This is a genomic window from Roseateles flavus, assembly GCF_039872765.1.
Classification (GTDB): domain Bacteria; phylum Pseudomonadota; class Gammaproteobacteria; order Burkholderiales; family Burkholderiaceae_C; genus Roseateles_B; species Roseateles_B flavus.
Genome location: NZ_JBDPZC010000002.1, coordinates 279,138 through 302,136, shown reverse-complemented (window position 1 = coordinate 302,136; position 22,999 = coordinate 279,138). Strand labels below are relative to the sequence as shown.

The window sequence follows — 22,999 nt, the reverse complement described above, 5'->3', positions numbered from 1 at the left end:
CGCGCAGCGGCATGCGAGCCATTCAGACCCGGCGGTGGCACCGCAGAGGGCGGGCCTAGGGAGCTCGCTGAAACTCCAGCGCCAGGCCCATGAAGGCCATGGCCCAGGCCTCGCGGGGCAGGCTGAGACGCCCCTGCTGCGGGTGCTGCACGGTGACGTGCTCCTCGTGAACGGCCACCAGCGGCATCCACCCCAGCTGCTCGTGCCGCACGAGGCAGGGCAGCTGAAGCCGGTTGAGGGAGCCGGCCTCCAGGCGCACGACCCGGCTCTTCAGGCCCAGGCCCAGGGCGTGGAAGCAGAGCGCCTCCAGGCCGCTGCCGGCCGGGCTCGCTTCGATCAGGCCCTCGGCCGCCAGGCCATAGTGGCCGGCAATGTAGGCCAGGGGAGCCAGGGCGCCATGCCGCACCGGGTCAGGTCTTGCCAGGTTTCGCTGGCCCAGCCAGCGCGCCACGCAGCGCCGCATCAAGCCGGGCCGTCGGGCGCTCGGGAGCATGAAGCCGTGGGAGGCAGAAAGACGAGAGGCTGGCAAATGCCAGCCTCTTGGGGGGACTTCATAGGGCGGCTTACCAGGTGCCCTTGGGCGAGGGGTCTTCTTCAGCCGTCTGCCAGGTGCCCTTGGGCGAGGGGTCTTGCTCGGCCACCAGCCAGGTGCCCTTGGGGGACGGATCCTGCCCGGTGGTCAGCCAGGTGCCCTTGGGCGAGGGGTCTTCACCGCCGGCAACCCACTCCAGTTCGCTTGCGCTCAGTTGTTGGAAAGTATTCATAAGAAATCTCCAGTTGGCTCCAAATGGAAGCTAGTTTGGCCAATTGGATCACTGGAAGCCTTCTGCGGCCACTGTCACACATTACATACTAGGGATGATCCTTAGCGGATCAACCCCAGGCGCAGGGCCTTCAGGACGGCTTGGTGCTTGTTATTGCAATCCATCTTGTGCATTGCATTGTTGAGATGCAGCACCGCCGTGCGCTCGCTGATGCCCAGGATGCCGCCGACCTCCCAAGCCGTCTTGCCCTCCATGGTCCAGCGCAGGCATTCCAGCTCACGGGGCGTGAGGCTGGGAAGTTGCTGGTCCAGCGAGGCACCTTCGGGAAGGAAGACGTTCCAGGCCGCTTCCTGGGCATGGACGGCAAACAGCTGGAGGTCCGCCACCACGCGCGTGAGCTGCTGGTGATCCGAAGGCAGGGATTCACGCCGGTCGACGCCCATGATGAAGTGCCGGCCTTCGGGCAGGTGCAGCGCGAGGCACACGCCGCTGCAGTAACCGAATCGCGCCTGTTCTTCCCACAGATCGCCGCGCCCATGCTGAACATAGGTGAACTGGCTCCAGATGATGGGCACGCTGTGTCGTTTGACGTGCTGCATCACCGGATCTAACTTGCCAAGCGAGGGGTCGTAGGCGATTTCGTTGAAACCGACCGGCGCGTTGTCAATGGACATGAACTCGGCATTGCCGGGCCCGCGATCCAGGACAACGGTCGCAGTGACGGTCTCAAACCCCAGGTTCTGCGCAAACCGCACGATCTCCTCGCGGAACTCGTCGCGATTCTTGGCTTCCAGCACCGATTGAAAACTGCCTTGCAGCATGAGGCCGGGGATCCCTCGGGAAGATTGGAGTTGTCCGGGAATTGTCAGTGCTAGAGGGGCCTGTTCTGCTAGGGTTTACAGCTAGCAACAACTTGCAGGTCTCAGCAGACTGCGCTTACAGGATGATGCGCAGCACCGACCGTCATCCTCCACAACAAGCAAGTCCTGTCGATGACACCTGCCTGGATTGTCTACGCTTGGCCCCGCCTGCTGTGCGCGACGGACGCCACTCCGAAGTTGCAACTCGCCCACCTCAGCACCCGTGTTCTGGTGCCGGGCGATGCCGACCATCCGGCCATGGGCCAGACGCTCTGGAAGGGTGAATGGCAGCATGGCACGGCGGGGGTGGCCTGGGACTGGGTCCGCCTGCCGGTTGGCGTGGTGGCCATGGTGGATCCCATGTCGCTGGTGACCAATCTGCAGTTCCTGAATCCGCGCGGCGAGGTGCTGGCGCCTGTCGATTCCGCACGCCAGCTCAACGAGATCGTCCATGCCCTGCCCTGGCAGCAGGAAGTGCACCGGGCGCTCAGCCTGATGCACTGATCCTGCGCGTCATTTCTCTCCCGGCCTCCAACAAAAAGAGGCGCCTCCAGCGAGGCGCCTTTTGCCGTGTCGGCCGATGAGGCTCAGCGGGCCACGGCCTGCCGCATCGAGCGGGCAATGAAGAGCAGGCCGGCCAGGGTCATGGCACCGCACACCAGCACCGAGGGCAGGACCTTGGCCAGGCTCAGCCCTTCGCCCTTGAGCACCTGCAGCATCAGCGTGTTCTGGGCCAGGCCCGGCACCCAGTAGTACCAGGCGGCCTCCCCGCCGGGGTTCATCAGCCCCACCATGGGCGCCAGGCTGATCAGAGTCATGGCCAGGGTGGCACTGGCCTGGGCCTCCTTGAAGGTCTTGGTGCGCACGGCCATCGCCATCAGCAGGGCGCCCACGCCGGCTGCCAGCGGGAGCTGCACGGCCAGGCAGCGCAGGGCCTCGCCCCAGCCGAACTGGAACATGGCCTGCAGGCTGTCGCTCTGGATCAGGTACTGCGCCGGCAGGAAACTCAGGTTGGACAGTGCCGCCACCGCCACGCCGGACAGCGCCACCGCGCCCCACTTGCCCAGCACCAGTGCCAGCGGCGAGGCCGGGTTCATCAGCAGGGGCTCCAGGGAGCCCCGCTCGCGTTCGCCGGCAGTGCTGTCCAGGGCGGCGGTCAGCGCGCCGTAGAGCACGGCCATGATGATGAACATGGGCACGATGCTGGTGATGCGGGTCGCGCGGGCCTGGGTGCTGGCCAGGTCGCGTTCCTCGATGGCCACGGGCTGCAGCAGTTCAGGCGAGATGCCACGCAGGGCGAGGTTCAGGCCTGCGCGCTCCTGGTTGAAGCTGCGCAGCAGGCGCTGCACGCTGCCCACGGCCACCTGGGCGCGCTGGTTGGCGCTGTCGCTGACCACCTCCACCGTGGGGCGGTCACCCTCCAGCAGCTGCTTCTCGAAGTCCTTGCCGATGACCAGCACTGGTTCCAGCAACTGGGTGGCGCGCAGCTTCTGCTCGTAGTCCGCCGGTGCGGCCTTGAGCGTGTAGGTCTGGCGCAGCAGGTAGTTCTCCAGCGTCGGGGCGTTCTCCAGGCCGGCCACCATCAGCTCGCGCTTCTCAGCGCGTTCCTCCAGTGAGGCGATCAGGCCGGACAGCGCCATCAGCATCAGCGGGCCCATCAGCACCGCCGGGACCAGCATGCGCAGCAGGGTGCGGCGGTCACGGACCGCATCGACCAGTTCCTTGAACAGCACGATGCGGGCATGGGCCAGGAAGGACAGGGGGGGGCGTGCAGGGCTCATCAGCAGCTCCTTGGAAACGGGGCTCGGGTTCTCGCTCATGCCAGGGCCTCCTCAGTGGTGTCATCGGTGGTGCTGTCGGCAAAGGCCAGCTTCACGAAGGCCTCCTCGAAGCGCGTCTCGCCGGTCTGCGCCAGCAGCTCGGGCACGCTGCCCTGGGCCACGGCGCGGCCGCGTGCCATCACCACCACGTGGTCGCAGAGCTGCTCGACCTCCTGCATGATGTGGCTGGAGAACACGATGCACTTGCTGCCGCCGGCCGGGGAGCGCAGATGGCGCAGGGCGTCGCGCAGGCCTCGTGTGGCGAGCACGTCCAGGCCGTTGGTCGGCTCGTCCAGCACGATGTTGGCCGGATCGTGCACCAGGGCGCGGGCCAGCGCGGTCTTCATGCGCTCGCCCTGGCTGAAGCCCTCTGTGCGGCGGTCCAGGATGCGGCGCATGTCCAGCAGTTCGGCCAGCGCGTCGGCGCGCGCAGCCGCGGCCTCGCCCTCCATGCCTTGCAGCCGGCCGAAGTAGATGATGTTCTCGCGGGCCGTCAGGCGTGGGTACAGGCCATGGGCGTCGCCCAGGATGCCCATGCGGGCCAGGGCCGCGCGGGGGTTCTTGAGCACGTCGATGCCGTCGACCGCCAGGCTGCCCTGGTCAGGCGGAAAGAGGCCGGCCAGCATGCGCAGCGTCGTGGTCTTGCCGGCGCCGTTGGGGCCCAGCAGGCCGGTGATGCGGCCGTCCGGCGCATGGAAGCTCAGGGACTGCACGGCCTTCACGATGCGCTTGGGCGGGCGCTTGAAGAGCGTCTTGCCGCCGGCCTGGGTGATGAACTGCTTGGAGAGTTGTTCGATGCGGATCACGGCTGCACCTCCGTGCGGATGATGGGCTGGAAGGCGGGCGGCCTGGGGATCTTGATGGCGCAGGCGGCGTCCTGGGGCAGGGCGGTGGCGTCGGTCTTGGCGTCGATGAAGCGGTACAGCACCTCGCCCATGCAGCCCAGGCTCATCACGCCATGGCCGGCCTGCGGCACCACGATGTGCTGGGTCTTGGCGCCCAGCAGCTTGGCGACGCGCTCGGCGTGGCGCGGCGGTGTCACCGGGTCGGCGCCGCCGGACAGCAGCAGCACCGGCGTCTGGGCGGGTGGCACCTGGTAGAAGGCCGCCGGCACCTCGCCGCGGGGCCAGTTCCTGCAGATGCGGTCGTAGGATTCCGCTTCCACGCGGCCCATGTCGCTGCCCAGCGCTTCGGCGCCCTTGCCCATGCGCGGGAAGTCCTCGGCGCAGATCACCGAGAAGTGCATGCCCAGGGCAAGGCGTGTGGCCTTGTTGCTGCTCATCATGCCGCCCAGGCCGGCCAGGGCCTCGAACTGGCCCTTGCTGGCGGCCTGGATGGCGGCGGGCACCAGGGAGGTCATCGAGGGCACGTACAGCGGGCCGCGGATGGTGCGCAGCAGCTGGTTGCGCGTCAGCGTGAAGGACTCCGGCTCGTTCGTCAGCGGGTTTCTCAGCGTCACCGTGCGCGGCAGCGAAGCCAGCAGCTGGGTCCACTGCTGGCGCAGCTGGGGGAAGCGCTTCGCGCAGGCCGGCTCGCCTTCGCAGGCCTTGAATTCGGCGTCCAGGGCGGCCTGCACGTCGACGGACAGGCTTTCAGGCAGGACCAGGTCCGGCGGTGCCACGCCGTCGATCACCGTGCGCCGCACATGCTGCGGGAACTGCCGCTGGTACTCCAGCGCGGCCCGCGTGCCGTAGGACCCGCCGATCAGGTTCCAGCGCTCGGCACCCAGCTCGGCACGCACGGCATCGAAGTCCTGCATGGCGATCGTGGTGGTGTAGAAGCGCAGGTCGCCGTAGGGCAGCTTCTGCAGCTGCTCGCGGCACTGCTCGACGCGGCGCAGGCTGGCGGATTCGTCTGCACTCTCGGCCATGGGCAGCCGGGAGTCGTCGGCACATTGCAGCGGCGCGGACTTGCCCGTGCCGCGCTGGTCGATGAAGACCAGGTCGCGCCGGTTGTTCAGTCGCGCCAGGCGGCTCATCACCAGGGGCGCCACGCCGATGGCGCTCTGGCCGGGACCGCCCGCCAGCATCAGCACCGGGTCGGGCTGCTTGTTGCGGGCCATGGCGGGCACGACGAGGTAGTGGACCTCGACCTGCGGGCCGTCGGCGCGGGCGGGGTCCAGCGGCCGCTTGAGCACGCCGCACTGCAGCTCGTTGGGGATGCCCTCGATGCGGCAGGCGCGGGTGGCCGCCTGGGCCTTGTGCTGGGCGCTCATGAGCGCCACCAGCACGCCCACCAGCACGGCGAGGCGTCCTCCATGCCGTGTTCGGCAGATCTTCATCGTCTTCCTCCTCGGACCCGGCGGTCCTGTTTGCCTGGGCGAATTATGAGAAGGGCACCCGGCGGCCGGGACGGCCATGCGGCGAATGGCAGCGCGGGGCGGCGACTGGCTGGAATCCGGGGCCGGGCGGTAGCAGCTTTTGCGACGACTTGCAGCCGAGGGCTTTCTCATGCGCCGCGTCACTCCGGCGTATCGTTGCGCTCCGCACCCGCAGGATCCCCTCCTGCAGGCCTGGCCGAATTCACGCCCCAAGCAACCGTATCTGGAGGTACGTTCAATGAAGCTCTATTACAGCCCCGGCGCCTGCTCCCTGTCCCCGCACATCGTGCTGCGCGAGGCAGGCCTGCCCTTCGAGGCGGTCCTGGCCAGCACCAAGACCAAGAAGCTGGCCGATGGCACGGACTTCTTCTCCATCAACCCCAAGGGCTCGGTGCCCGTGCTGGAGCTGGACAACGGCGAGCGCCTGACCGAAGGCCCGGCCATCGTCCAGTACCTGGCCGACCTGGTGCCCGAGAAGCAGCTGGCCCCGGCCAACGGCAGCTGGCCGCGCTACCGCCTGCAGGAATGGCTCAACTACATCACCAGCGAGCTGCACAAGGGCTTCTCGCCCCTGTTCAACCCGGCCACGCCGGAAGACGCCAAGCCCCTGTTCCGCGAAGCTCTGCAGAAGCGCCTGGCCTGGGTGGACAGCCAGCTGGAAGGCCGCGATTACCTGCTGGGCAGCCAGTTCAGCGTGGCAGATGCCTACCTCTTCGTGGTGAGCAACTGGGGCCAGTACGTGGGCGTGGACATCAGCGGCCTGAAGCAGCTGGGCGCCTTCCGCGCCCGCGTGGCCGACCGTCCGGCCGTGCAGGAAGCCATGAAGGCCGAGGGCCTGCTCAAGTAAGCCGCCTCGCCACCGCCATGAAAAAGGCGCCTCGCAGGAGGCGCCTTTCTTGTGGGTGCTTGCCGGGCGATCAGCCCTTCTTTGCAGGCTTCAGCAGGCCTTCACAGGTGGCGCGCTGCTGGTCGGCGGTGTCGACCTTGGCGCAGATGCCCTCCAGCTGCCCGCGCAGCTTGCCCAGGCTGGCCTCGTGCTGGCCGGTCTTGTTCCACGCCTGCAGGTCATTGCCGACCTTCTTCAGCGAGCGGGCGCTGCGTTCATAGAAGGCGCCCTTGTCCTTCTCTGCCTCGGCGAAGAGCTGGCCGGCGACCTTCTCGATGCGGGCCGTGTCCTGCGGCGCCAGCTCCACGAGGGCCGCCAGGTAGTTGGCACCCCACTGAAGGCGGGTGGCGGGCCCCTCGCTCTTGTTGAAGGCCTCCTCGTACCAGCGCAGCGCTTCGTCTTTCCTGCCCTGCTTCTTGGCGTTACCGCCCAGCATGCTCATCAGGTAGTAGGGCGAGTGGCTCTTGGACAGGCTGGCCTTGAGCAGGGCATCGCTCTGCTCCCATTGGCCCGAGACGCCCAGCAGGCCGGCGGCCTCGGTGATCACGGCCTGGCGTTCGTAGCCGTCGGTGACTTCCTTGTCGAGGCGGGCGGCGGCCTCGCGCACCTCCTGCAGCAGGGCGGCATTCAGCTTGGGGTGGCGCTCGTCCCTGGGCAGGTCGATGCGGGCCAGCTCCACGCGGGCGCTCAGGGCCGCCAGGCGGTCGGCGCGGGAGAGGCTGGTGTCAGCCTCCAGGCGCTTGAGCGCGGCTTCGTACTGGGCCAGCAGGGCCTGCCGCTCGGGGCCGGCCTTGGGGGCCAGGCTGCGCACGATCTCGGGGGCGCCGTAGCTCAGCGCATCGGTCTGCGCGCGGGCCTCGGCGGCATTGGCCAGGACCTTGCCCACGCGTTCGGTCAGGGCGGCATCGACCTTGAGGCTCTTGCCGTCCTCATTCGCGGCCAGGGCCTTGAGCCACAGGCGCGAGCCGGTCTCGGCGTCCACGCCCTGCGCCGCGGCGGCCAGCTGGGCCAGCAGGGCGGGGCGCTGGGCGGCGGGCACCAGCTGCTGTTCGTCGGTCTCCCAGGAGTAGAAGCCCAGGAGCTTCCACTCGTTGGCGCTGAGCTTCTTGCCGGCGCGGGCGTCGGCCAGCACGGACTTGATCGGGCGGCCGCCGGCCAGGCCCAGCTGCAGCACCTTCATGACCTGGGCGGCATCGGCCTCGCCGGGCAGGCGGGTCAGCTCCTGGCCGTCATTGCTGAAGAGGATGAGGGTGGGGTAGCCGCGCACCTTGAAGCGGGTGCCCAGCTTCTGCGCGCCGGGGACATCGCCGTCCAGGTGCACGGCGACGATGCTGCGCGTCTGCTCGATGAAGTCCTGCCGGTTGAACAGCGTGGCCTTGAGCTGGTTGCAGGGCGGGCACCATTTAGCGCCCCAGTACAGCAGCACAGGCTTCTTCTCGCTGCGGGCCTGGGCGAAGGCCTTCTCGATGTCGGCATCGCCGGCGGCTTCCTGCCAGGCCACGCTGCTGGCGGTGGGCGCGGCAGCGCTGGCGGGCAGGACAAGGGAGGGGCTGAAGGTGGCCAGGCTCAGCAGGGCGGCGCAGGCCAGCGAGGAGGGGCGCAGGGAGGCAGGGAGCTTCATGCGTTCATGCGGCCCCCTCGTGGAAGGCCGGTGTCGGGTGAAGAAGGGCGCATTGTGAACCCAAGCTCGCGGCCCTGCCTATGCGGGCTCGTCCGGGCGATCTGCGCAAAGGGCATATCGCCGGGGCAGCGGCCGGCGCCAGTCCGGCTCAGAGCTTCAGTGCCATGCCGATCGAGGCCGGGGCCGTGGGGCGGAAGCCGAACTGGGCATAGAGGCGGTGGGCCTCGCCGTCGGCGATCAGGCTGACGTAGGCGGTGCGCGGCGCGCGCGCATGCAGCCACTCGCACAGCGCGGTCATGATGCGCTTGCCCAGGCCGCGTCCCTGGTGGGCGGGCAGCACGGCGATGTCCACCACCTGGTAGAAGCAGCCGTCGTCGCCGATCACCCGGCCCATGCCCACCACCTCCTCGCCCTGCAGCAGCTGCACCGCGAACAGGGTCTGGCGCAGGCCGCGGGCCGCCGCGGTGTCGCTCTTGTCGCTCAGGCCGGCCTGCTGGCGCAGGTGGCGGTAGGTCTGGACGCTGGGGGTCTGCCGGAGCAGGGTGTAATCGGTGGACATGGCGCTGTCGTACTGCGGAGAAAGCGCCCCATTCTGGCAAGCCAGCGGCGTCCATCCAAAGGGCATGGGGCCCGGCGCAGGCAGGAGGGTGCGGTGTGCGCCCCGGGGGCCGGTTCAGCGCGCCGCCTTCAGCCACAGCTGCACGCGCAAGCCCCCCAGCGCCGTGCTGCGGTCGACCGCCACCCGCGCGCCATGCACCGCCGCGATGCGGCGCACGATGGACCACCCGAGCCCGCTGCCTTCCTGGCCGGTGCCCAGCTGGCGGAAGAAGCGCTCGCCCAGTCGGGCCAGAGCCGCCTCGTCCAGTCCGGGCCCGCTGTCCTCCAGGCTCAGCAGCACCTCGCCCGCCTGCCGACCCAGCTGCAGCTGCACCCGGGCGCCCTCAGGGCTGTAGCGCAAGGCGTTGTCCAGGAGATTGCGCAGCAGGGCGGCGAGCAAGGTGCTGTCGCCCATGACGAGGCAGGCGGTGTCGGCGCCCTCCAGAGCCAGCTGCTGGCGGGCCGCCAGGGCGCGAGCCACCTGCTCGGCCAGGGCCTGGCGGGCCAGGGCCGACAGGTCCAGGGGCTGGAGCGCGGGCGCCTGGCCGGTCTCCAGGCGCGCCAGGGTCAGCAGCTGCTCGACCAGCCGTGCCGCGCGGTCGCATCCGGCCAGCGTGGCTTGCAGGGCATGGGTCCGCGTGGCTTCGTCCCCGCCCGCCGCCAGCGCCACCTGGGCCTGGGTGCGTATGGCGGCGATGGGGGTGCGCAGCTCGTGCGCAGCGTCGGCGGTGAAGCGGCGTTCGCTCTCCATCAGGGCCTGGATGCGGGCGAAAAGGGTGTTGAGGGCCTCCAGCAGGGGCTGCATCTCCAGCGGGGCGGCCGGCAGCTGCAGCGGCTGCAGCTCGGCGGCGGAGCGGGCGCGCAGCTGGCGGCCGAGCTCGCGCAGGGGGCTCATGCCACGGTGCACGCCCCACCACAGGCCCAGGGCCAGCAGGGGCAGGGCCAGCAGCAGGGGCCACAGCATGCCGCGCAGCACGGCGTGCAGGATGTCGGCCCGCGACTGCAGCTGTTCACCGACGAGCACGAGGATGTCGCCCTCCGCGCCCTGGGTCGCGAAGATGCGCCAGGCCTGGCCCTCGCGCTGCACATTGCGAAAGCCTGCAGCGTCGGCGAGGGGCAGCAGGGGTGTCGCCGGCGCATTGGCGGAGCGCAGCACCAGCTGCCCCTCATGGAAGACCTGGAACGCCACCTTGGAGGCATAGCGGTGCAGGCTGGGCGCCTCGGGCTGCAGCTCCCGGGGCTCCGCGGCCGCTCCCTCGTGCGGCACGCCTGACTGGCGCGCCACCAGCAGGGCGGCGGCCTGCGCCAGGTGGGCGTCCAGCAGCTCGTCCAGCTCATGGCGGGCATCCAGGCCAGTGCTGAGGCTGCTCAGCGCCCACAGGCCCAGCACCAGGGCCAGGACCAGGGCCAGCAGCCGGGCCTGCAGGGAACGGGGATGGAGCAGGGTCCTCATGGCTTGCGCCTCAGGGCAGGGGCTCGCGGCTGAGCAGGTAGCCCACGCCGCGCACCGTCTGGATCAGGCCAGGACCCAGCTTCTTGCGCAGGTGGTGGATGTGGACCTCGATGGCGTTGCTCTCCACCTCCGTGCCCCAGGCGTAGAGCTGCTGTTCCAGCAGCTCGCGCGAGAGCACGCGGCCGGCTGACAGCATCAGCAGCTGCAGCAGGTCGAACTCCCGCGTGGCCAGTGCGACGGGCCGGCCGGCGCGCTGCACGCTGCGTGCGGCTGGGTCCAGCACCAGGTCCTGCACCTGCAGGCGTTCCTGCGGCTGACCATGGGCGCGGCGCACCAGGGCGCGCAGCCTGGCGGCGAGCTCGTGCAGGTCCACCGGCTTGATGACGTAGTCGTCGGCGCCCAGGTCCAGGCCACGGATGCGGTCCGGCACGGCGTCGCGCGCTGTCAGCACCAGCACCGGCAGTGCCACGCCCGCGGCGCGGATGCGGGCCAGCACCTCCAGGCCGTCCAGCTGCGGCAGGCCCAGGTCCAGCACGGCGGCGGCATAGGGCTCGGCCCGCAGCTCGCGCTCGGCGGCGGCGCCGTCCCGCACCCAGTCGACCTGGAAGCCCTGCTGGCGCAGGCCGGCGCGCAGGCCGTCGCCCAGCAAGGTGTCGTCTTCGGCGAGCAGGATGCGCATGGTCGGGGCGGTCTCCGGGGGCTCAGTCGTCGTCGTCGTGCGAGCGCCCGCGGTGGTGCTCGCCCTTGTCGTGCCGCCCATCATGCACCGATTGCCGCTCATGGCCGCCGTGCCGCTCCTCGCCCCGGGCGAGCGCCCCGCTGTTCCATTGCCAGGCCCAGAAGGCGGCGATCAGGGTGGCGATCCCCAGGGCCAGGGGCCACAGGCTGTGGCGGACCAGGTCCGGGCCGGGGCCCGCCTGGCGGCCGCTGAACATGGGCGCGAAGGCATTGCGGCGCCGCATCAGCGACAGCCCCGCCAGCAGGCCCAGGTGCAGCAGCACGAGGAAAAGCATGATCTCGCCGCTGGCCTCATGCAGCTCCTCCAGGGCCTCGCCCAGCCATTCCTGGTCCAGCGCCAGGCCGCTGAAGCCGCTCAGCAGGGCCAGGCCCAGCAGGCCCAGTGCCGCCGCAGCCTGCCCGGCGCCCAGCAGGCGGCTGGCCTCCGGCCGCCCCTGCCAGGCCCCGCGGACGCGGTTCAGCAGGGCGGGCAGCCGGCTGCGGCGGGGGCCCAGCAGGCCCCACAGCACCCGCCACAGGGCCAGGCCCAGGGCGGTGTAGCCGAAGCTGATGTGCAGTCCGTGCCAGGCCTCCTGCTCGGCCGTGACGTAGGCCCCGGCAAAGCTGAGGGCCAGGGCCCAGTGCACCAGGCGCGTCGGGGCGTCGAGGATCCGGCGCCGTGCCGGACGCGCTGCGTCCGCCATGCCGCTGTCGCGCGGCGGGTCTTGTGTGATGTCCATGAGGCTCTCCAGCATTGGCTTTCGATGGGCTCATGGTGGGCGCCGCAGATGAGCGTTTTCTTAACGGTCCTCGGGCGGCGCGCCGGGCGCTGGCTCGCCCAGGCGGCCCTGCGCGTCGTCCTGAGGCGGCGCTTCGCAGGCATGGCGGGCCAGGGCCATCCAGGTGGCGAAATCGGGTTGATGCGGTCGCCGCGGCGCCGGGCGGGCCAGCTCCAGGTGCTGGGCATGCGCCAGCAGCACGCCGAACTCGGGCGGGACTTCCTGAGGCTCGGCGATGCCCGCCTTCAGCACGAACCAGCACTGGCTGCTGAGGGCCAGGTAGGCCTGGGACTTGGCCGGGCGTCGCAGCTCCCCCAGCAAGTCGGCGCGGCTGACCTTGATCTCATGCACGGCCACGTCCAGGTAGTCCGGCACCGTGGTGTGGCGGAGGGAGAAGACGTCAGGCATGGCATTGACCCAGCGCGGCCGGGCGGCGGGCACTGGCGCCGCGGCGTCGATCAGCGTGCCGGCTTCGGCAGGCGGCGCTGCCTCGCCGGGCAGCCCGGCCCGCAGGCTCAGACCGCGCCAGACGACGCGCCCGCCGCGCTGCAGCTCCAGGGCCACACGGCCCACCAGCTGCTCATGCGCATCGCGGGCCTGGCGGTTGCGGTCCAGGGTAGCGGCCAGGGCCTGGATGCCGGCGTCGGTGACCCGCAGCCGTTCCCGCGGCCCCTCGCTGAGCCGCTCCAGCAGGCCGGCCGCCAGCAGTTCGACCTCCACCAGGTCCTGGCAGGGCCAGCCTGCGCTGCGCCAGATCTCACGCAGACGGCGCCAATGCGGGGTGCCCAGGGCCATGTGTGTTCGCCTCAGTCCAGCACCGGGGTCTGGGCGTCAGCGGCCTGGCGCGTGGCGCTGGCCTGCGGGGCAAACTGGGCCCAGGCGACGCCGGCCAGGGTCAGGGCGGCGCCTGCCAGCTTGGCTGCACCGAACTGCTCGCCCCCCGCAGCCCAGGCGGCCAGGCCGGCGATGGGCGGCATCAGGTAGATCAGGGGCGCCGTGCGTGCGACGCCACGCTGCGCATTGACCCAGCCCCAGGCCAGCCAGCTGCCAAAGCCGATGCCCACCACGGCCCACAGCGCCCCCAGCCAGAGCCCGGGCGTGACGCCGGCCCAGTCGGTCTGCAGCGCGGCCGGCACGGCGTACAGCAGCACCGGCGGCGTGGCGGCCAGGCTGGCGTAGCACATCACCAGCACCGCGCCATGGCGTTCGATGAGGGGCTTGGCCGCCACGGTGTAGTAGGAGAACAGCGCGGCAGCGACGAGCAGCACCAGGTCCCCGCCGCCGGCCCGCCAGTTGGCCGCCAGCAGTTTGTCCGACATGAAAAGCAGGGCCCCGCCCACCGCCAGCGCGATGCCCACGCACTGGGCGCGCCGCAGGCGCTCCAGGCCGTAGGCACGCAGGATCAGCAGCGTGAAGATGGGCCCGCAGGCCAGCAGCACCGAGCTGGAGAAGGGCGTGGACCAGTGCACGCCGAAGCTGGACAACATCAGGTGCAGCCCCTGGCCCAGCAGGCCCAGGCGCGCCAGCGCCCAGGCGTCCTGGCGCGAGACCCGCGGCCAGCGCAGCCCGTGCTGGTACAGCAGCAGGCCGATCACCAGCAGCGGCATCAGGGTGAAGCGCAGGCACAGGAAGCCCCCCGGCCCCATGGCGGCCAGCAGGGCCTTCTGCAGGGGGAAGTTGAGGCCCCAGGCCAGGATGACCAGGAGCCCGGCCACAAGGGCGAGCCGGGAAGACGAGGCAGCGTTGGGCATGTCCGGCATCTTGCCAGCGCGGGCGGCCGGATGCTGTCAGCAGGGCGCCTCGCACCTGCGGATCGCCCATGAAAAAACCCCCTGGCCGGGAGGCGCAGGGGGTTTCTGGCGAACGAGTGTCAGATCACTGCTCGATGATGCTGCCTTCGATCGCACCGAGCTTGCCGCTCAGGATCACGGTGTAGATCTTGCCGGCGGTCATGGTCTTCTTTTCGGTGAACACCGTCGGGGCGCCGGCGCGGACTTCCACCTGCACGTCAGTGCCGTTGCTTCCGGCGTTCACGCTGGTGCTGGCCGAGAGGGTGCCGGGCAGCACATTGGTGATGACGGGGGCCGTGTTGTTGTAGAGGGCCACGTTGTTCAAGCCGGGCACGCCGTTGAGCACGCGCACCTTGGCGGTGTTGGCGGTCGAGGGCAGCGAGTTGTCTTCCTTCAGCACGCTCAGCGTCGGGGCCGCGGTGTCACCCCAGATCAGCGTGGTGTAGACGGCGCTGTTCTCCAGCGCGATCTGCTTGGAGGGCTGGGTCACGCCATCGACGATCCAGTCGACCTTGACGCCGTTGGTCACGGTGATGTCGCTGTAGGCGGGGGACTGGGAGGGCGAGCTGTAGTTGTCCAGCGAGGCGAAGCCGTTCAGCTTGGCGGTCACGATGACGCCGCGGGGCAGCGTGGTGATCGCGCGCACCTTGGCCAGACCGTTCTGGTACTTGGTCACATTGCCTTGCTGGGCCAGCAGCAGGCCGTTGACCATCACGCCGCCGCCGGCGCTGGTCAGCACCAGGGTGTTGACCTTGGTCGAGTCCAGGACCACGCTGGGGATGTCCAGGCGCAGGTCGGTCTTGCTGCCGGTCGCGGTCACGCGGATCTGGTAGGTGCCCGAGGTGATGGTGCGGTAGGCGTCGCCGTTGCCGGGGATCAGGTTCGAGGCGGTCGGGGTGGAGTCCGTCAGCGATGCGCCGGGGGCGGTCACGTAGACGTCCACGGTGCCGGCATCCGGAGCCAGGTTCAGCGTCAGCAGCTTGGTGCTGCCGGACGCCGGCTCGGTCTCGGACTCGTTCAGCAGACGGGTGGCCATGGAGCCGGTGTTGCCGAAGGCGATGACGGTGAAGTGGCCGTCCTTGTTCAGGTTGTTCAGGCCCGGGGTGGACAGCAGGGTGCTGGAGCCCGCGACCAGCAGCTCGGCGGTGTTGCTGCCGGTGCTGATGCTGCCGTAGTTGGACACGGTGCCGAAGTTGACGCCCGAGCTCACCTTGGTGTCATTGACCTTCAGGTCCAGGGAGGAGTAGCCGACGCTGGCATTGAGCAGGCGCACATTGGTGTTGCCGTCGTTGCCGCCGCCGCCGCTGCCGCAGGCGCTCAGCGCCAGGGTGCCGATCATGGCGATCGCGCTCGCCCATCGAGTGAATCTCATCAAACGCTCCAGTTCTCCGTTCGCGCCCCTGGGGCGCGCATGAATCGAGTACGCGACAGCCCGGGGCTGCCGGCGTCGACTGCGGGCGATTGTAATGAGATGGCCTGACGCTGTCGGCGAGCCTGGGCGAGGGCCAATCCGTAAAGATTTGCTGCCCTTGAAATCCGGCGCGGCAAGTCCCGTGCCGGCCCCTGGCGCCGGCCGCCGGCCAGGCCTAGAGCCGGCTCTCCAAAGCAGGGTTGCCCGCCATGGGGCGCCCGGGGGCCGCTGCTAGCATCAGCCGCGACCTCGGGCCGCCTGCGGTGGCCTGCCCCGCGCAAGAACAAGCATGAAGGAGACCGCCATGGCCTATGAGCATCTGCTGGCCCCGCTGGACCTGGGCCATACCCAGCTGAAGAACCGGGTGCTGATGGGCAGCATGCACACGGGGCTGGAGGACTCCCGCAAGCATTTCGAGCGCATGGCGGCCTACTTTGCCGAGCGCGCCCGGGGCGAGGTGGGCCTGATCGTCACGGGCGGCTTCGCGCCCAACATCGAGGGCTGGGCCAAGCCCTTTGCCGGCACCCTGGCCACCAGCGGCGCGGCGCGCCGCCACCGCGTGATCACCGACGCCGTGCACGCCGAGGGCGGCAAGATCGCCCTGCAGATCCTGCACACCGGCCGCTACGGCTACCACCCGCTGTGCGTGGCGCCCTCGCGCATCCAGTCCCCCATCTCGCCCTTCACGCCGCGGGAGCTGAGCGAGCGCGGCATCGAGCGCCAGATCCGCGCCTTCGTGCGCTGCGCCAAGCTGGCCCGCGAGGCCGGCTACGACGGCGTCGAGGTGATGGGCTCCGAGGGCTACTTCATCAACCAGTTCCTGGTGACCCACACCAACCAGCGCCAGGACCGCTGGGGCGGCGCCTACGAGAACCGCATGCGCCTGCCGCTGGAGATCCTGCGCCGCATGCGCGAGGCCGTGGGCCGGGACTTCATCATCATCTACCGCCTCTCCATGCTGGACCTGATCCCGGATGGCAGCAGCTGGGAGGAGGTCGTGCAGCTGGCGCGCGAGCTGCCCGCTGCGGGGGCGGACATCATCAACACCGGCATCGGCTGGCATGAGGCCCGCGTGCCCACCATCGCCACCAGCGTGCCGCGCGCCGGCTTCGCCTGGGTGACGAAGAAGCTGCGCGAGCAGCTGCGCTCCGAGGGCATCACCACGCCCCTGGTCACCAGCAACCGCATCAACACCCCCGAGGTGGCCGACCAGGTGCTGGCCGAGGGCAGCGCCGACATGGTCAGCATGGCCCGCCCCTTCCTGGCCGACGCCGACTTCGTGCGCAAGGCCCGCCAGGACCGCGCGGACGAGATCAACACCTGCATCGCCTGCAACCAGGCCTGCCTGGACCACGCCTTCCAGCAGAAGATCGCCAGCTGCCTCGTCAATCCGCGCGCGGCCCACGAGACCGAGCTGCGCGTGATCCCCCTGCAGAAGGAGCAGCCGCGCAAGCGCGTGGCCGTGGTGGGCGGGGGCCCGGCCGGCATGGCCGCCGCCACCACCCTGGCCGAGCGCGGTCATGCGGTCGACCTGTTCGAGGCCGGGCCTGAGCTGGGCGGCCAGTTCAACCTGGCCCGCCGCGTGCCCGGCAAGGAGGAGTTCAACGAGACCCTGCGCTACTTCCGCCGCCGCATCGAGACCACCGGCGTGCAGCTGCATCTCAACCGCCGCGTGGGCCTGGACGACCTGAAGCCGTACGACGAGATCCTCCTGGCCACCGGCGTGGCGCCCCGCAACCCGCGCATCGAGGGGCAGGCCGAGGGCGAGGCGCGGGGTCAGGTCTTGAGCTATGTGGACGTGCTGCTGCAGCGCAAGCCCGTGGGGCGGCGCGTGGCCGTGGTCGGCGCGGGCGGTATCGGCTTCGACGTGTCGGAGTTCCTGCTGGAGGCCGGCCATTCGCTGGCCCTGGATCCGGAGGCCTGGCGCAGGCACTGGGGCGTGGGCGATCCGGCGCAGACGCGCGGCGGCCTGCTGCGGGCGGCGCCCGAGGCGCCGCAGCGCGAGGTCACGCTCCTGCAGCGCAAGAAGGGCAAGCTGGGCGCCGGCCTGGGCAAGACCACCGGCTGGATCCACCGCGCCGCGCTGAAGATGAAGAACGTGCAGATGGTGGCCGGCGTCAACTACGAGCGCATCACGCCCGAGGGCCTGTGGGTCAGCTATGGCGAGAAGCGCGAGGACCTGCAGCTGATCGAGGTCGACACCATCGTGCTGTGCGCCGGCCAGGAGCCGGTGCGCGAGCTGCAGGCGCCGCTGGAGGCGGCCGGCCGCCGCGTGCACCTGATCGGCGGCGCCCTGGAAGCCGGCGAGCTGGACGCCAAGCGTGCCATTCGTCAGGGTGTGGAGCTGGCGGCCCGGCTCTGAGCGCCGGGGCGCTCCTGCTCAAGCGTGCAACTTTTCGCTGATGCCGGAGTGATGCGCTCCCGGTAAACCCTAGACGGCGTGCCGTTCGGATCACTTTGGCCTGACAGTCGCGTCCAGAGGGGGCGTCCCGTGCTGTTGGACGGCGCTCGATCCGATGAATAAAGCGATCCGCAGGCCCTGGGCCTGACGGGACTCGCGAAAGGTCTGCCGCTCCATGCGCTTTCTGCGTCGCCGCCCGCTGATGGCGAGCCCGCTGCTGCTGCCGCTGTGCGCCCATGCGCAAGGCGGCCTGCTCCCCAGCTGGAACGATCTCAATGCCCAGGACCCCGTCCTGTGGCTGGGCCTGGCCTGCGTGGCCGGCGGCCTGAGCATGGGCGGCGTGCTGGCCCTGTTCCTGCACCAGCGTCAGCGCCTGCAGCGCCGGCGCGAGGAGCTGCGCCGCCTGCGCCAGGAGCGCGCCCGGCTGCGGGCCTTCCTCAACGCCGTGCCCGATCCCATGTTCTCGAAGAATGCCCTGGGGGCCTACGAGGGCTGCAACCCGGCCTTCGAGGCCGCCGTCGGGCGCAATGAGGCCGAGCTGCTGGGCCGCCGGGATGACGAAGTCGGCATCCGCCTGGACTGGACCCGCAAGCGCGACCGCCAGCTCAGCTGGTACCAGCGTCCCAACGGCGAGCGCCAGTGCCTGGACGTGGTGCAGGTGGACATCCACGACGGCGAGGACTTCCTCGGCCGCATGGCCATCGGCCGCGACGTCACCGAGCTGCAGCTGGCGCGCGAGAAGGCGCGCCGCGCCGAGACCGTCTTCGCCCACTGCGGCGAGGGCATCCTGGTCTGCGACGAAGAGCTGCGGGTGCTGGACCTCAACCCCGCGCTGAGCCGCATCTGTGGCTACGAGCGCGAGGAGCTGCTGGGCGAGGTGCCCCAGCTCTGGCGCGACGGCGAGCAGGACCCCGAGCAGTTGCTGGCCCTGCATGCCCAGGTCGAGAGCCAGGGCCACTGGAGCGGCGAGCTGATGGTGCGCCACAAGAGCGGCGACCCGGTGCCCGTGTGGGCCACCGTGGTGCGCGTCGACCCCGATGCCGGCCAGGGCGATGGCCTGCAGTACCTCAGCGTGCTGACCGACATCTCCCGCATCAAGGCCACGGAGGCCGCGCTGCTGCACCAGTCCCTGCATGACCGCCTCACCGGCCTGCCCAACTCGGCCCTGATGCGCGACCGCATCGAGCGCGAGATCGGCCAGGCGCAGCGCGCGCAGGGCAAGGTGGCCGTGCTCTTCATCGACCTCGACGACTTCCGCGACGTCAACGACATCGCCGGCCATGCCGCGGGCGACCAGGTGCTGCGCACGGCGGCCGAGCGCTTCGTCAACGTGGTGCGCGCCAGCGACTCCGTGGCCCGCGTGGGCGCCGACGAATTCGCCATCGTGCTGGGCGGGCTGGACGACGAATCCGCCGCCCTGCGCCTGGGCGACCGCCTGATCCAGGCCATGGACGAGCCCATCCACGTGGGCCTGCAGCGCTTCAACATCGGCGCCAGCATCGGCCTGGCCTTGTTCCCCACCGATGGGCAGACGGTCGACGAGCTGCTGCGCAATGCCGAGGCCGCCATGTGCCGTGCCAAGGGCCACGCGCGCAACAGCGTGCAGTCCTACCGTCCCGAGCTGACCCAGGCCGTGCAGCAGCGCTTCGAGCTGACCCACGCCCTGCGCCTGGCCAATGAGGCGGCGCAGTTCCGGCTCGAGTACCAGCCCCAGGTGCGGCTATCCGACGGCCAGCTGATCGGCGCCGAGGCCCTGCTGCGCTGGCGCCATCCCACCCGCGGGCCCATCTCCCCGGCCGAGTTCATTCCCCTGGCCGAGGACACCGGCCTCATCGTGCCCATCGGCCGCTGGGTGCTGGAGCAGGCCTGCGCCCAGGCCGCGCGCTGGCAGGGCCAGGCCGGCAAGCCGCAGCAGGTGGCGGTCAACGTCTCGGCCCGCCAGCTGCGCCAGCCGGACTTCATCCTGGCCCTGGACTTCATCCTGATGAGCACCGGCTGCCCGGCCACGGCGCTGGAGCTGGAGGTCACCGAGAGTTTGCTGCTGGAGGACGCCGAGCAGGCCATCCGCCTGCTCAACCAGCTGGCCGACCGCGGCGTGCGCGTGGCCATCGACGATTTCGGCACCGGCTACTCCTCCCTGGCCTACCTCAAGCGCATGCCGGTGCAGACCCTCAAGATCGACCGCAGCTTCGTGCAGGAGCTGGGCGAGGACAACAACGTCGCCGCCATCGCCCGCACCGTCATCGTGCTGGCCCACAGCCTCAACCTGGACGTGCTCGCCGAGGGCGTGGAGACCGCCCAGCAGGCCGAATGGCTGCGCCGCGAGGGTTGCGACTGGGCCCAGGGCTGGCACTACGGCCGCCCCATGCCCGCCGACGCCTTCGAGCTGCCCCAGCCGGTGGCGGCGGAGCCCAAGCTGGCGGTGGTGAAGGCCTTGCAGCGGGCCTGAGGAGCGGCCGCGGGGTCAGGTCTTGCCGCCCGACAGGGCCAGGTCTTGCCTCCTGCGAAGCGTGTCCCCCTGTCTGAGCGTTACCTGTAAGGACTTGCAGAGCTCATGCCACTCCGCGGCCGATAGAGTGCCGGGCTTTCAAGACGGCTCCGGAGGCTGCCGTCCCTGGGTAGGGATGGCAGAAGGAGCACAAGGGTCCTCCGCTCGAAGAAGCGAGGCCCATTCCAAAGGGAGAACACTCGATGAAGACGATCCTGGCGCTGCTCAGCGCAGTTGGCCTGTGCGCGCATGGCGCGGCTCACAGCCAGTCCAGCGCCCCGACGGCCCCCAAGGCCACACCCCTCACGCCTCCTGCCAGCAAGCTGCCGGCACTGCCTGCGAAGCCGGGCAGCGGGCAGACGACGTTGCGGATCAATGGCGGCGGCTCGGGCAGCGTCGTCTGCACGAATGGGTCTGATGGTGTGCCGCACTGTGAGAAGGTGGAGATCGACGGCAAGAGCGATGGCGATGGGGGAGGTGAGGTGATTCCGAATCTGCCCGCGGACAATTTTGGCAATCAGGCGCCGATTCAGCCAAAAATCCTCCCACCTTCGGCGGGCGATGACAAACTCGCAAGATGGATCAAATGCGGTGACGATGAGATCGCCGCTCAAACGCAATCCAAAGCTGACTACGACTTCGAAATGGCTCGTTGCGTTCGGGACAATCCCGACTCATCTGGGTCCATTGGGATTGGTGTGACCGTCAAAGGGTCGGGAGCGACGGTTACGATTCCCTGGGATCTGATCAGGAATCCCGCTGCGAAGAGGGCTGAATGTGAATCAGCCGCCAAAGACAAATGGCAGTCCGCCACACGGTACAACAAGGCCGTGGCCGACGCATGCAGGGCCAAGGCGGGTCGTGGCGGATGAAGCAAGTGATGAACACCACGCCATTTCTACGAAGAATTGTCTGGGCATTGATCTGCGCCCTGGTGATAGCTTCGATGTTCATGGTCGTATGGCGCAGTGGCCAGCTGGCCTCTTCGGACCAGACGGCCGACGAAGCAAGCCCCTGGGCGGCTGGGGCAGTGGTGCCGGTTGAAGAGGCCAGGAGAGCTCACGAGCCCTCGATGAACGCAGCCGTACCGGCGACGGAACCGTTGCTCGGCAGCTTGGCCGCTGCATCCGCCAATGCTCCGGTGACCTTGGCTAACTGGACGCTCTATCCGGGTGGCCTGGTGGCCGCGGCGGATCAAGCCCTGCGCCTTAAGGAGGGGAAGCGGGCGTACGAACTTGTCCGAATCATGGATGCCTGCGATGGACTACCGGCGAGGCTGGAGGGGACGCGTCAGAATCTCGCGGACCTACAGACCCAGGGCGTGCTGAAGCCAAGTGATAGGCACTTAGCCGAGTCGCTGCTGGCCTCTATGCAGCGTGACCAGTCCCACTGCCAGGTGCTGAATGGCGATCAGAAGAGCTTGAGGCGACAGCTCCTTGAAGTGGCCGTCCGAGACGGCGTGGAGGGCTCAGGGGTTACGTTGCTGTTGAGTGGCGCCGACGAGCCCTGGGTGGCCAGCCAAGTGTTGCGAGAAGCGGAACATGGAGAGGGCATGGCCCTGCGAATGCTGGCGAGCGGCGATGTCCCGCAAGCCACGCGTCTTCAGCGGGAGGCAGCCCGTGACGCACTCGTGCGGGGGGCCCGGGATCCAGAGTTGCGAAGCGACGCTTCCCTGCGGATTCAGCAGCATCTTGCTGCTGTGGAGCGCCACGCTGCTGTAGAAGACTGGCGCGCGGACCCAGGGAATGCTGCCAAGGCTGCAACTGCTGATGCCGCCTATGTCGGCAAGGGAGCCCCTCAGCTCCAAGCTTCGTCAGACCCACAGGTCCGTGCCCTGGCCGATGTGTATGTGGCGGCGCTCAAGAAGAGACTGGCGGCCCAGGGCTCATGAATCGTGACACTGTACGGGTGTCCCCTCAAGCCTCATGGGGCGTGGCTGGAGGGATTGTCCTGGCGGCCCTTGGGCTGCTTCGAGCCCCCGAGGCGTTAGCGCCCGCACCTGAACGGGCGACGCAAGGCCCGACCCGGCTTCCCAGCGCCCAGGCTTCCGTTACTGCGCCGGCGGGCAGCCAGCCGGCGCAGGACGCCGTGGTCTTGTCCTCGGGCACAGAACTGTCGGAGCGCTCCCGTGTCGCTCGTGACCTCCCCAGCCATCGGACCCTGAGCGCCAAATATCCTGTTGGCTTGCTTGCAGCGGCCCAATCCGCCTTGCAACTCGGTGATGCGGGGAAGGCGCTGGCGCTGGCGGACGAGATCGGCAGCTGTCTGAGCCTGAAGGCCAATCGTGAAGCGATGGAGCGTCTCGGCCGCTCGCAAGTGCTGCCTGCGGATTCGGCACTCAGTGATCCGGCCGAAGCAGCACGTACGGAGTCGATGTGTCAGGCCCTGGGTTCTCAGGGACGAGACCTACAGCGCCGCTTGTTCCTGCTCGCTGCTGCCCAGGGGGACCCCAGGGCCACCGTGCGGGTCTATCGTGAGCAATGGGATCCGAGCGGGACGGCGTCCGCGCAGATTGGCCGATGGGCGCTGGAGGGCACCAGTGCCTTGGCGTTCAACACCGTGCTGCTGGAGCACAATCCGGCGGCATTCGGTCTGAGCCCTTCTGACTGGGATGTCCTGTGTCGTGCACTGGTGCTGGCAGCTCAGACGCCTGCACTGGAGTACGAGGGTTTCCAAGCCGCGTTGTTCACAGTTCAGCAGCGGGCCTCCATGGAACGGGCGGGCGTTCACGGCGCGCAGGGCTGGGCGCTATGGCAGGCAGGGCAGATTCCCGCGGTGAACCTGGCGGATCTGCAACTCCCTGCGGCGGACGAGCAGCGTGCCCAGCGCATCGTACGCACGCTGGTGGCGGCCACGCGGCCCGCCGAGCAGTGAGCTGGTGGGAGATGGTCCCGAAGGCACCGCCGCCGTCCCCTCTGGTGACGTCAAACCGCTGAGCACTGTTTTCGGAATCCCCGCGCTGTGCTCGGTATCCACGCAGCATCGGGCCGGAGCAGCGCAGGCGGCAGGCGATCAGCCCGTGATTCGCGATGCAGGCCGGGTTCATGGCTTTGGCGCCAGCAGGGGCAAGCCTGGCAGGCGCTCGACGCCAG

21 protein-coding genes are annotated in these 22,999 nt (G+C 69.6%); 7 read left to right on the top strand and 14 right to left on the bottom strand.

Translation table 11 applies throughout. The features are described 5' to 3' along the window. Nucleotides 1–55 precede the first annotated feature (55 nt). The 3 genes from ABDJ40_RS07075 to ABDJ40_RS07065 form a co-directional block, all read right to left on the bottom strand. A complete protein-coding gene (locus ABDJ40_RS07075) occupies nucleotides 56–493 on the bottom strand; it encodes a cysteine peptidase family C39 domain-containing protein (RefSeq protein ID WP_347608060.1) in 438 nt (145 codons plus the stop codon). A 70-nt stretch (nucleotides 494–563) separates the two neighbouring features. Then, a complete protein-coding gene (locus ABDJ40_RS07070) occupies nucleotides 564–764 on the bottom strand; it encodes a hypothetical protein (RefSeq protein WP_347608058.1) in 201 nt (66 codons plus the stop codon). Nucleotides 765–865: 101 nt separating this feature from the next. Then, on the bottom strand, nucleotides 866–1,585 hold the full coding sequence (locus ABDJ40_RS07065; protein ID WP_183102512.1) for a helix-turn-helix transcriptional regulator: 720 nt from the start codon (nucleotides 1,583–1,585) through the stop codon (nucleotides 866–868). A 237-nt stretch (nucleotides 1,586–1,822) separates the two neighbouring features. Between ABDJ40_RS07065 and ABDJ40_RS07060 the strand changes: the two genes are divergently transcribed. Beyond that, nucleotides 1,823–2,128 (top strand): DUF4902 domain-containing protein, encoded by a 306-nt coding sequence (locus tag ABDJ40_RS07060; protein ID WP_269630649.1) that lies wholly within the window; start codon nucleotides 1,823–1,825, stop codon nucleotides 2,126–2,128. Between the two features lie 83 nt (nucleotides 2,129–2,211). Here the strand turns inward: ABDJ40_RS07060 and ABDJ40_RS07055 are convergent, their stop codons facing one another. Genes ABDJ40_RS07055 through ABDJ40_RS07045 form a run of 3 tightly spaced genes read right to left on the bottom strand, consistent with a single transcriptional unit; the run spans nucleotide 2,212 to nucleotide 5,725 of the window. Next, nucleotides 2,212–3,444, bottom strand: coding sequence for an ABC transporter permease (locus tag ABDJ40_RS07055; RefSeq protein ID WP_347608053.1), 1,233 nt, complete (start codon nucleotides 3,442–3,444; stop codon nucleotides 2,212–2,214). Then, entirely contained in the window at nucleotides 3,441–4,250 is an 810-nt protein-coding gene (locus tag ABDJ40_RS07050; protein WP_347608050.1) for an ABC transporter ATP-binding protein, read from the bottom strand. Before ABDJ40_RS07050 ends, ABDJ40_RS07055 begins: the two co-directional genes overlap by 4 nt. Beyond that, on the bottom strand, nucleotides 4,247–5,725 hold the full coding sequence (locus tag ABDJ40_RS07045; RefSeq protein WP_347608047.1) for an alpha/beta fold hydrolase: 1,479 nt from the start codon (nucleotides 5,723–5,725) through the stop codon (nucleotides 4,247–4,249). Before ABDJ40_RS07045 ends, ABDJ40_RS07050 begins: the two co-directional genes overlap by 4 nt. 277 nt (nucleotides 5,726–6,002) lie before the next feature. Here ABDJ40_RS07045 and gstA point away from each other — a divergent pair, with 277 nt between their 5' ends. After that, entirely contained in the window at nucleotides 6,003–6,611 is a 609-nt protein-coding gene (gene gstA, locus ABDJ40_RS07040) for a glutathione transferase GstA (RefSeq protein WP_269630645.1), read from the top strand. 70 nt (nucleotides 6,612–6,681) lie between these two features. On the opposite strand, the gene ABDJ40_RS07035 is transcribed toward gstA, so the two are convergent. From ABDJ40_RS07035 to ABDJ40_RS07000, 8 genes are all read right to left on the bottom strand, one after another. Continuing rightward, nucleotides 6,682–8,271: a thioredoxin family protein gene (locus ABDJ40_RS07035; protein ID WP_347608043.1), complete on the bottom strand. Its 1,590-nt coding sequence runs from the start codon at nucleotides 8,269–8,271 to the stop codon at nucleotides 6,682–6,684. Between the two features lie 148 nt (nucleotides 8,272–8,419). Next, on the bottom strand, nucleotides 8,420–8,830 hold the full coding sequence (locus tag ABDJ40_RS07030; protein WP_347608040.1) for a GNAT family N-acetyltransferase: 411 nt from the start codon (nucleotides 8,828–8,830) through the stop codon (nucleotides 8,420–8,422). A gap of 114 nt (nucleotides 8,831–8,944) precedes the next feature. Next, a complete protein-coding gene (locus ABDJ40_RS07025) occupies nucleotides 8,945–10,312 on the bottom strand; it encodes an ATP-binding protein (protein ID WP_430765613.1) in 1,368 nt (455 codons plus the stop codon). Between the two features lie 19 nt (nucleotides 10,313–10,331). Then, nucleotides 10,332–11,000 carry a response regulator gene (locus ABDJ40_RS07020; RefSeq protein ID WP_269630642.1) on the bottom strand — a complete coding sequence of 223 codons (669 nt, stop codon included), beginning with the start codon at nucleotides 10,998–11,000 and terminating at the stop codon, nucleotides 10,332–10,334. 22 nt (nucleotides 11,001–11,022) lie between these two features. Further along, on the bottom strand, nucleotides 11,023–11,778 hold the full coding sequence (locus ABDJ40_RS07015) for a cytochrome b/b6 domain-containing protein (RefSeq protein WP_347608034.1): 756 nt from the start codon (nucleotides 11,776–11,778) through the stop codon (nucleotides 11,023–11,025). 60 nt (nucleotides 11,779–11,838) lie between these two features. Further along, nucleotides 11,839–12,612: a hypothetical protein gene (locus ABDJ40_RS07010; RefSeq protein ID WP_347608031.1), complete on the bottom strand. Its 774-nt coding sequence runs from the start codon at nucleotides 12,610–12,612 to the stop codon at nucleotides 11,839–11,841. Nucleotides 12,613–12,623: 11 nt separating this feature from the next. Next, nucleotides 12,624–13,568: a DMT family transporter gene (locus ABDJ40_RS07005; protein ID WP_347608028.1), complete on the bottom strand. Its 945-nt coding sequence runs from the start codon at nucleotides 13,566–13,568 to the stop codon at nucleotides 12,624–12,626. A gap of 124 nt (nucleotides 13,569–13,692) precedes the next feature. Then, entirely contained in the window at nucleotides 13,693–14,979 is a 1,287-nt protein-coding gene (locus ABDJ40_RS07000; protein WP_347608025.1) for a DUF4397 domain-containing protein, read from the bottom strand. Between the two features lie 328 nt (nucleotides 14,980–15,307). Here ABDJ40_RS07000 and ABDJ40_RS06995 point away from each other — a divergent pair, with 328 nt between their 5' ends. From ABDJ40_RS06995 to ABDJ40_RS06975, 5 genes are all read left to right on the top strand, one after another. Beyond that, a complete protein-coding gene (locus ABDJ40_RS06995) occupies nucleotides 15,308–17,380 on the top strand; it encodes an oxidoreductase (RefSeq protein ID WP_347608022.1) in 2,073 nt (690 codons plus the stop codon). Nucleotides 17,381–17,594: 214 nt separating this feature from the next. Then, nucleotides 17,595–19,868: a putative bifunctional diguanylate cyclase/phosphodiesterase gene (locus tag ABDJ40_RS06990; RefSeq protein ID WP_347608019.1), complete on the top strand. Its 2,274-nt coding sequence runs from the start codon at nucleotides 17,595–17,597 to the stop codon at nucleotides 19,866–19,868. 242 nt (nucleotides 19,869–20,110) lie between these two features. Beyond that, a complete protein-coding gene (locus ABDJ40_RS06985) occupies nucleotides 20,111–20,779 on the top strand; it encodes a hypothetical protein (RefSeq protein WP_347608017.1) in 669 nt (222 codons plus the stop codon). An 8-nt stretch (nucleotides 20,780–20,787) separates the two neighbouring features. Continuing rightward, nucleotides 20,788–21,798, top strand: a complete 1,011-nt coding sequence (locus ABDJ40_RS06980) for a hypothetical protein (protein ID WP_347608014.1) — start codon at nucleotides 20,788–20,790, stop codon at nucleotides 21,796–21,798. A gap of 317 nt (nucleotides 21,799–22,115) precedes the next feature. Beyond that, nucleotides 22,116–22,781: a hypothetical protein gene (locus ABDJ40_RS06975; RefSeq protein ID WP_347608011.1), complete on the top strand. Its 666-nt coding sequence runs from the start codon at nucleotides 22,116–22,118 to the stop codon at nucleotides 22,779–22,781. The last annotated feature ends 218 nt before the right edge of the window (nucleotides 22,782–22,999 follow it).

Coding starts and splice junctions, on each gene's coding strand:
- ABDJ40_RS07075 (WP_347608060.1), bottom strand. CDS start 493: ATGCTCCCGAGCGCCCGACGGCCCGGCTTGATGCGGCGCTGCGTGGCG.
- ABDJ40_RS07070 (WP_347608058.1), bottom strand. CDS start 764: ATGAATACTTTCCAACAACTGAGCGCAAGCGAACTGGAGTGGGTTGCC.
- ABDJ40_RS07045 (WP_347608047.1), bottom strand. CDS start 5,725: ATGAAGATCTGCCGAACACGGCATGGAGGACGCCTCGCCGTGCTGGTG.
- ABDJ40_RS07055 (WP_347608053.1), bottom strand. CDS start 3,444: ATGAGCGAGAACCCGAGCCCCGTTTCCAAGGAGCTGCTGATGAGCCCT.
- ABDJ40_RS07020 (WP_269630642.1), bottom strand. CDS start 11,000: ATGCGCATCCTGCTCGCCGAAGACGACACCTTGCTGGGCGACGGCCTG.
- ABDJ40_RS07030 (WP_347608040.1), bottom strand. CDS start 8,830: ATGTCCACCGATTACACCCTGCTCCGGCAGACCCCCAGCGTCCAGACC.
- ABDJ40_RS07010 (WP_347608031.1), bottom strand. CDS start 12,612: ATGGCCCTGGGCACCCCGCATTGGCGCCGTCTGCGTGAGATCTGGCGC.
- gstA (WP_269630645.1), top strand. CDS start 6,003: ATGAAGCTCTATTACAGCCCCGGCGCCTGCTCCCTGTCCCCGCACATC.
- ABDJ40_RS06990 (WP_347608019.1), top strand. CDS start 17,595: ATGCGCTTTCTGCGTCGCCGCCCGCTGATGGCGAGCCCGCTGCTGCTG.
- ABDJ40_RS06980 (WP_347608014.1), top strand. CDS start 20,788: ATGAACACCACGCCATTTCTACGAAGAATTGTCTGGGCATTGATCTGC.
- ABDJ40_RS07065 (WP_183102512.1), bottom strand. CDS start 1,585: ATGCTGCAAGGCAGTTTTCAATCGGTGCTGGAAGCCAAGAATCGCGAC.
- ABDJ40_RS07005 (WP_347608028.1), bottom strand. CDS start 13,568: ATGCCCAACGCTGCCTCGTCTTCCCGGCTCGCCCTTGTGGCCGGGCTC.
- ABDJ40_RS07035 (WP_347608043.1), bottom strand. CDS start 8,271: ATGAAGCTCCCTGCCTCCCTGCGCCCCTCCTCGCTGGCCTGCGCCGCC.
- ABDJ40_RS06985 (WP_347608017.1), top strand. CDS start 20,111: ATGAAGACGATCCTGGCGCTGCTCAGCGCAGTTGGCCTGTGCGCGCAT.
- ABDJ40_RS06995 (WP_347608022.1), top strand. CDS start 15,308: ATGAAGGAGACCGCCATGGCCTATGAGCATCTGCTGGCCCCGCTGGAC.
- ABDJ40_RS07015 (WP_347608034.1), bottom strand. CDS start 11,778: ATGGACATCACACAAGACCCGCCGCGCGACAGCGGCATGGCGGACGCA.
- ABDJ40_RS07000 (WP_347608025.1), bottom strand. CDS start 14,979: ATGAGATTCACTCGATGGGCGAGCGCGATCGCCATGATCGGCACCCTG.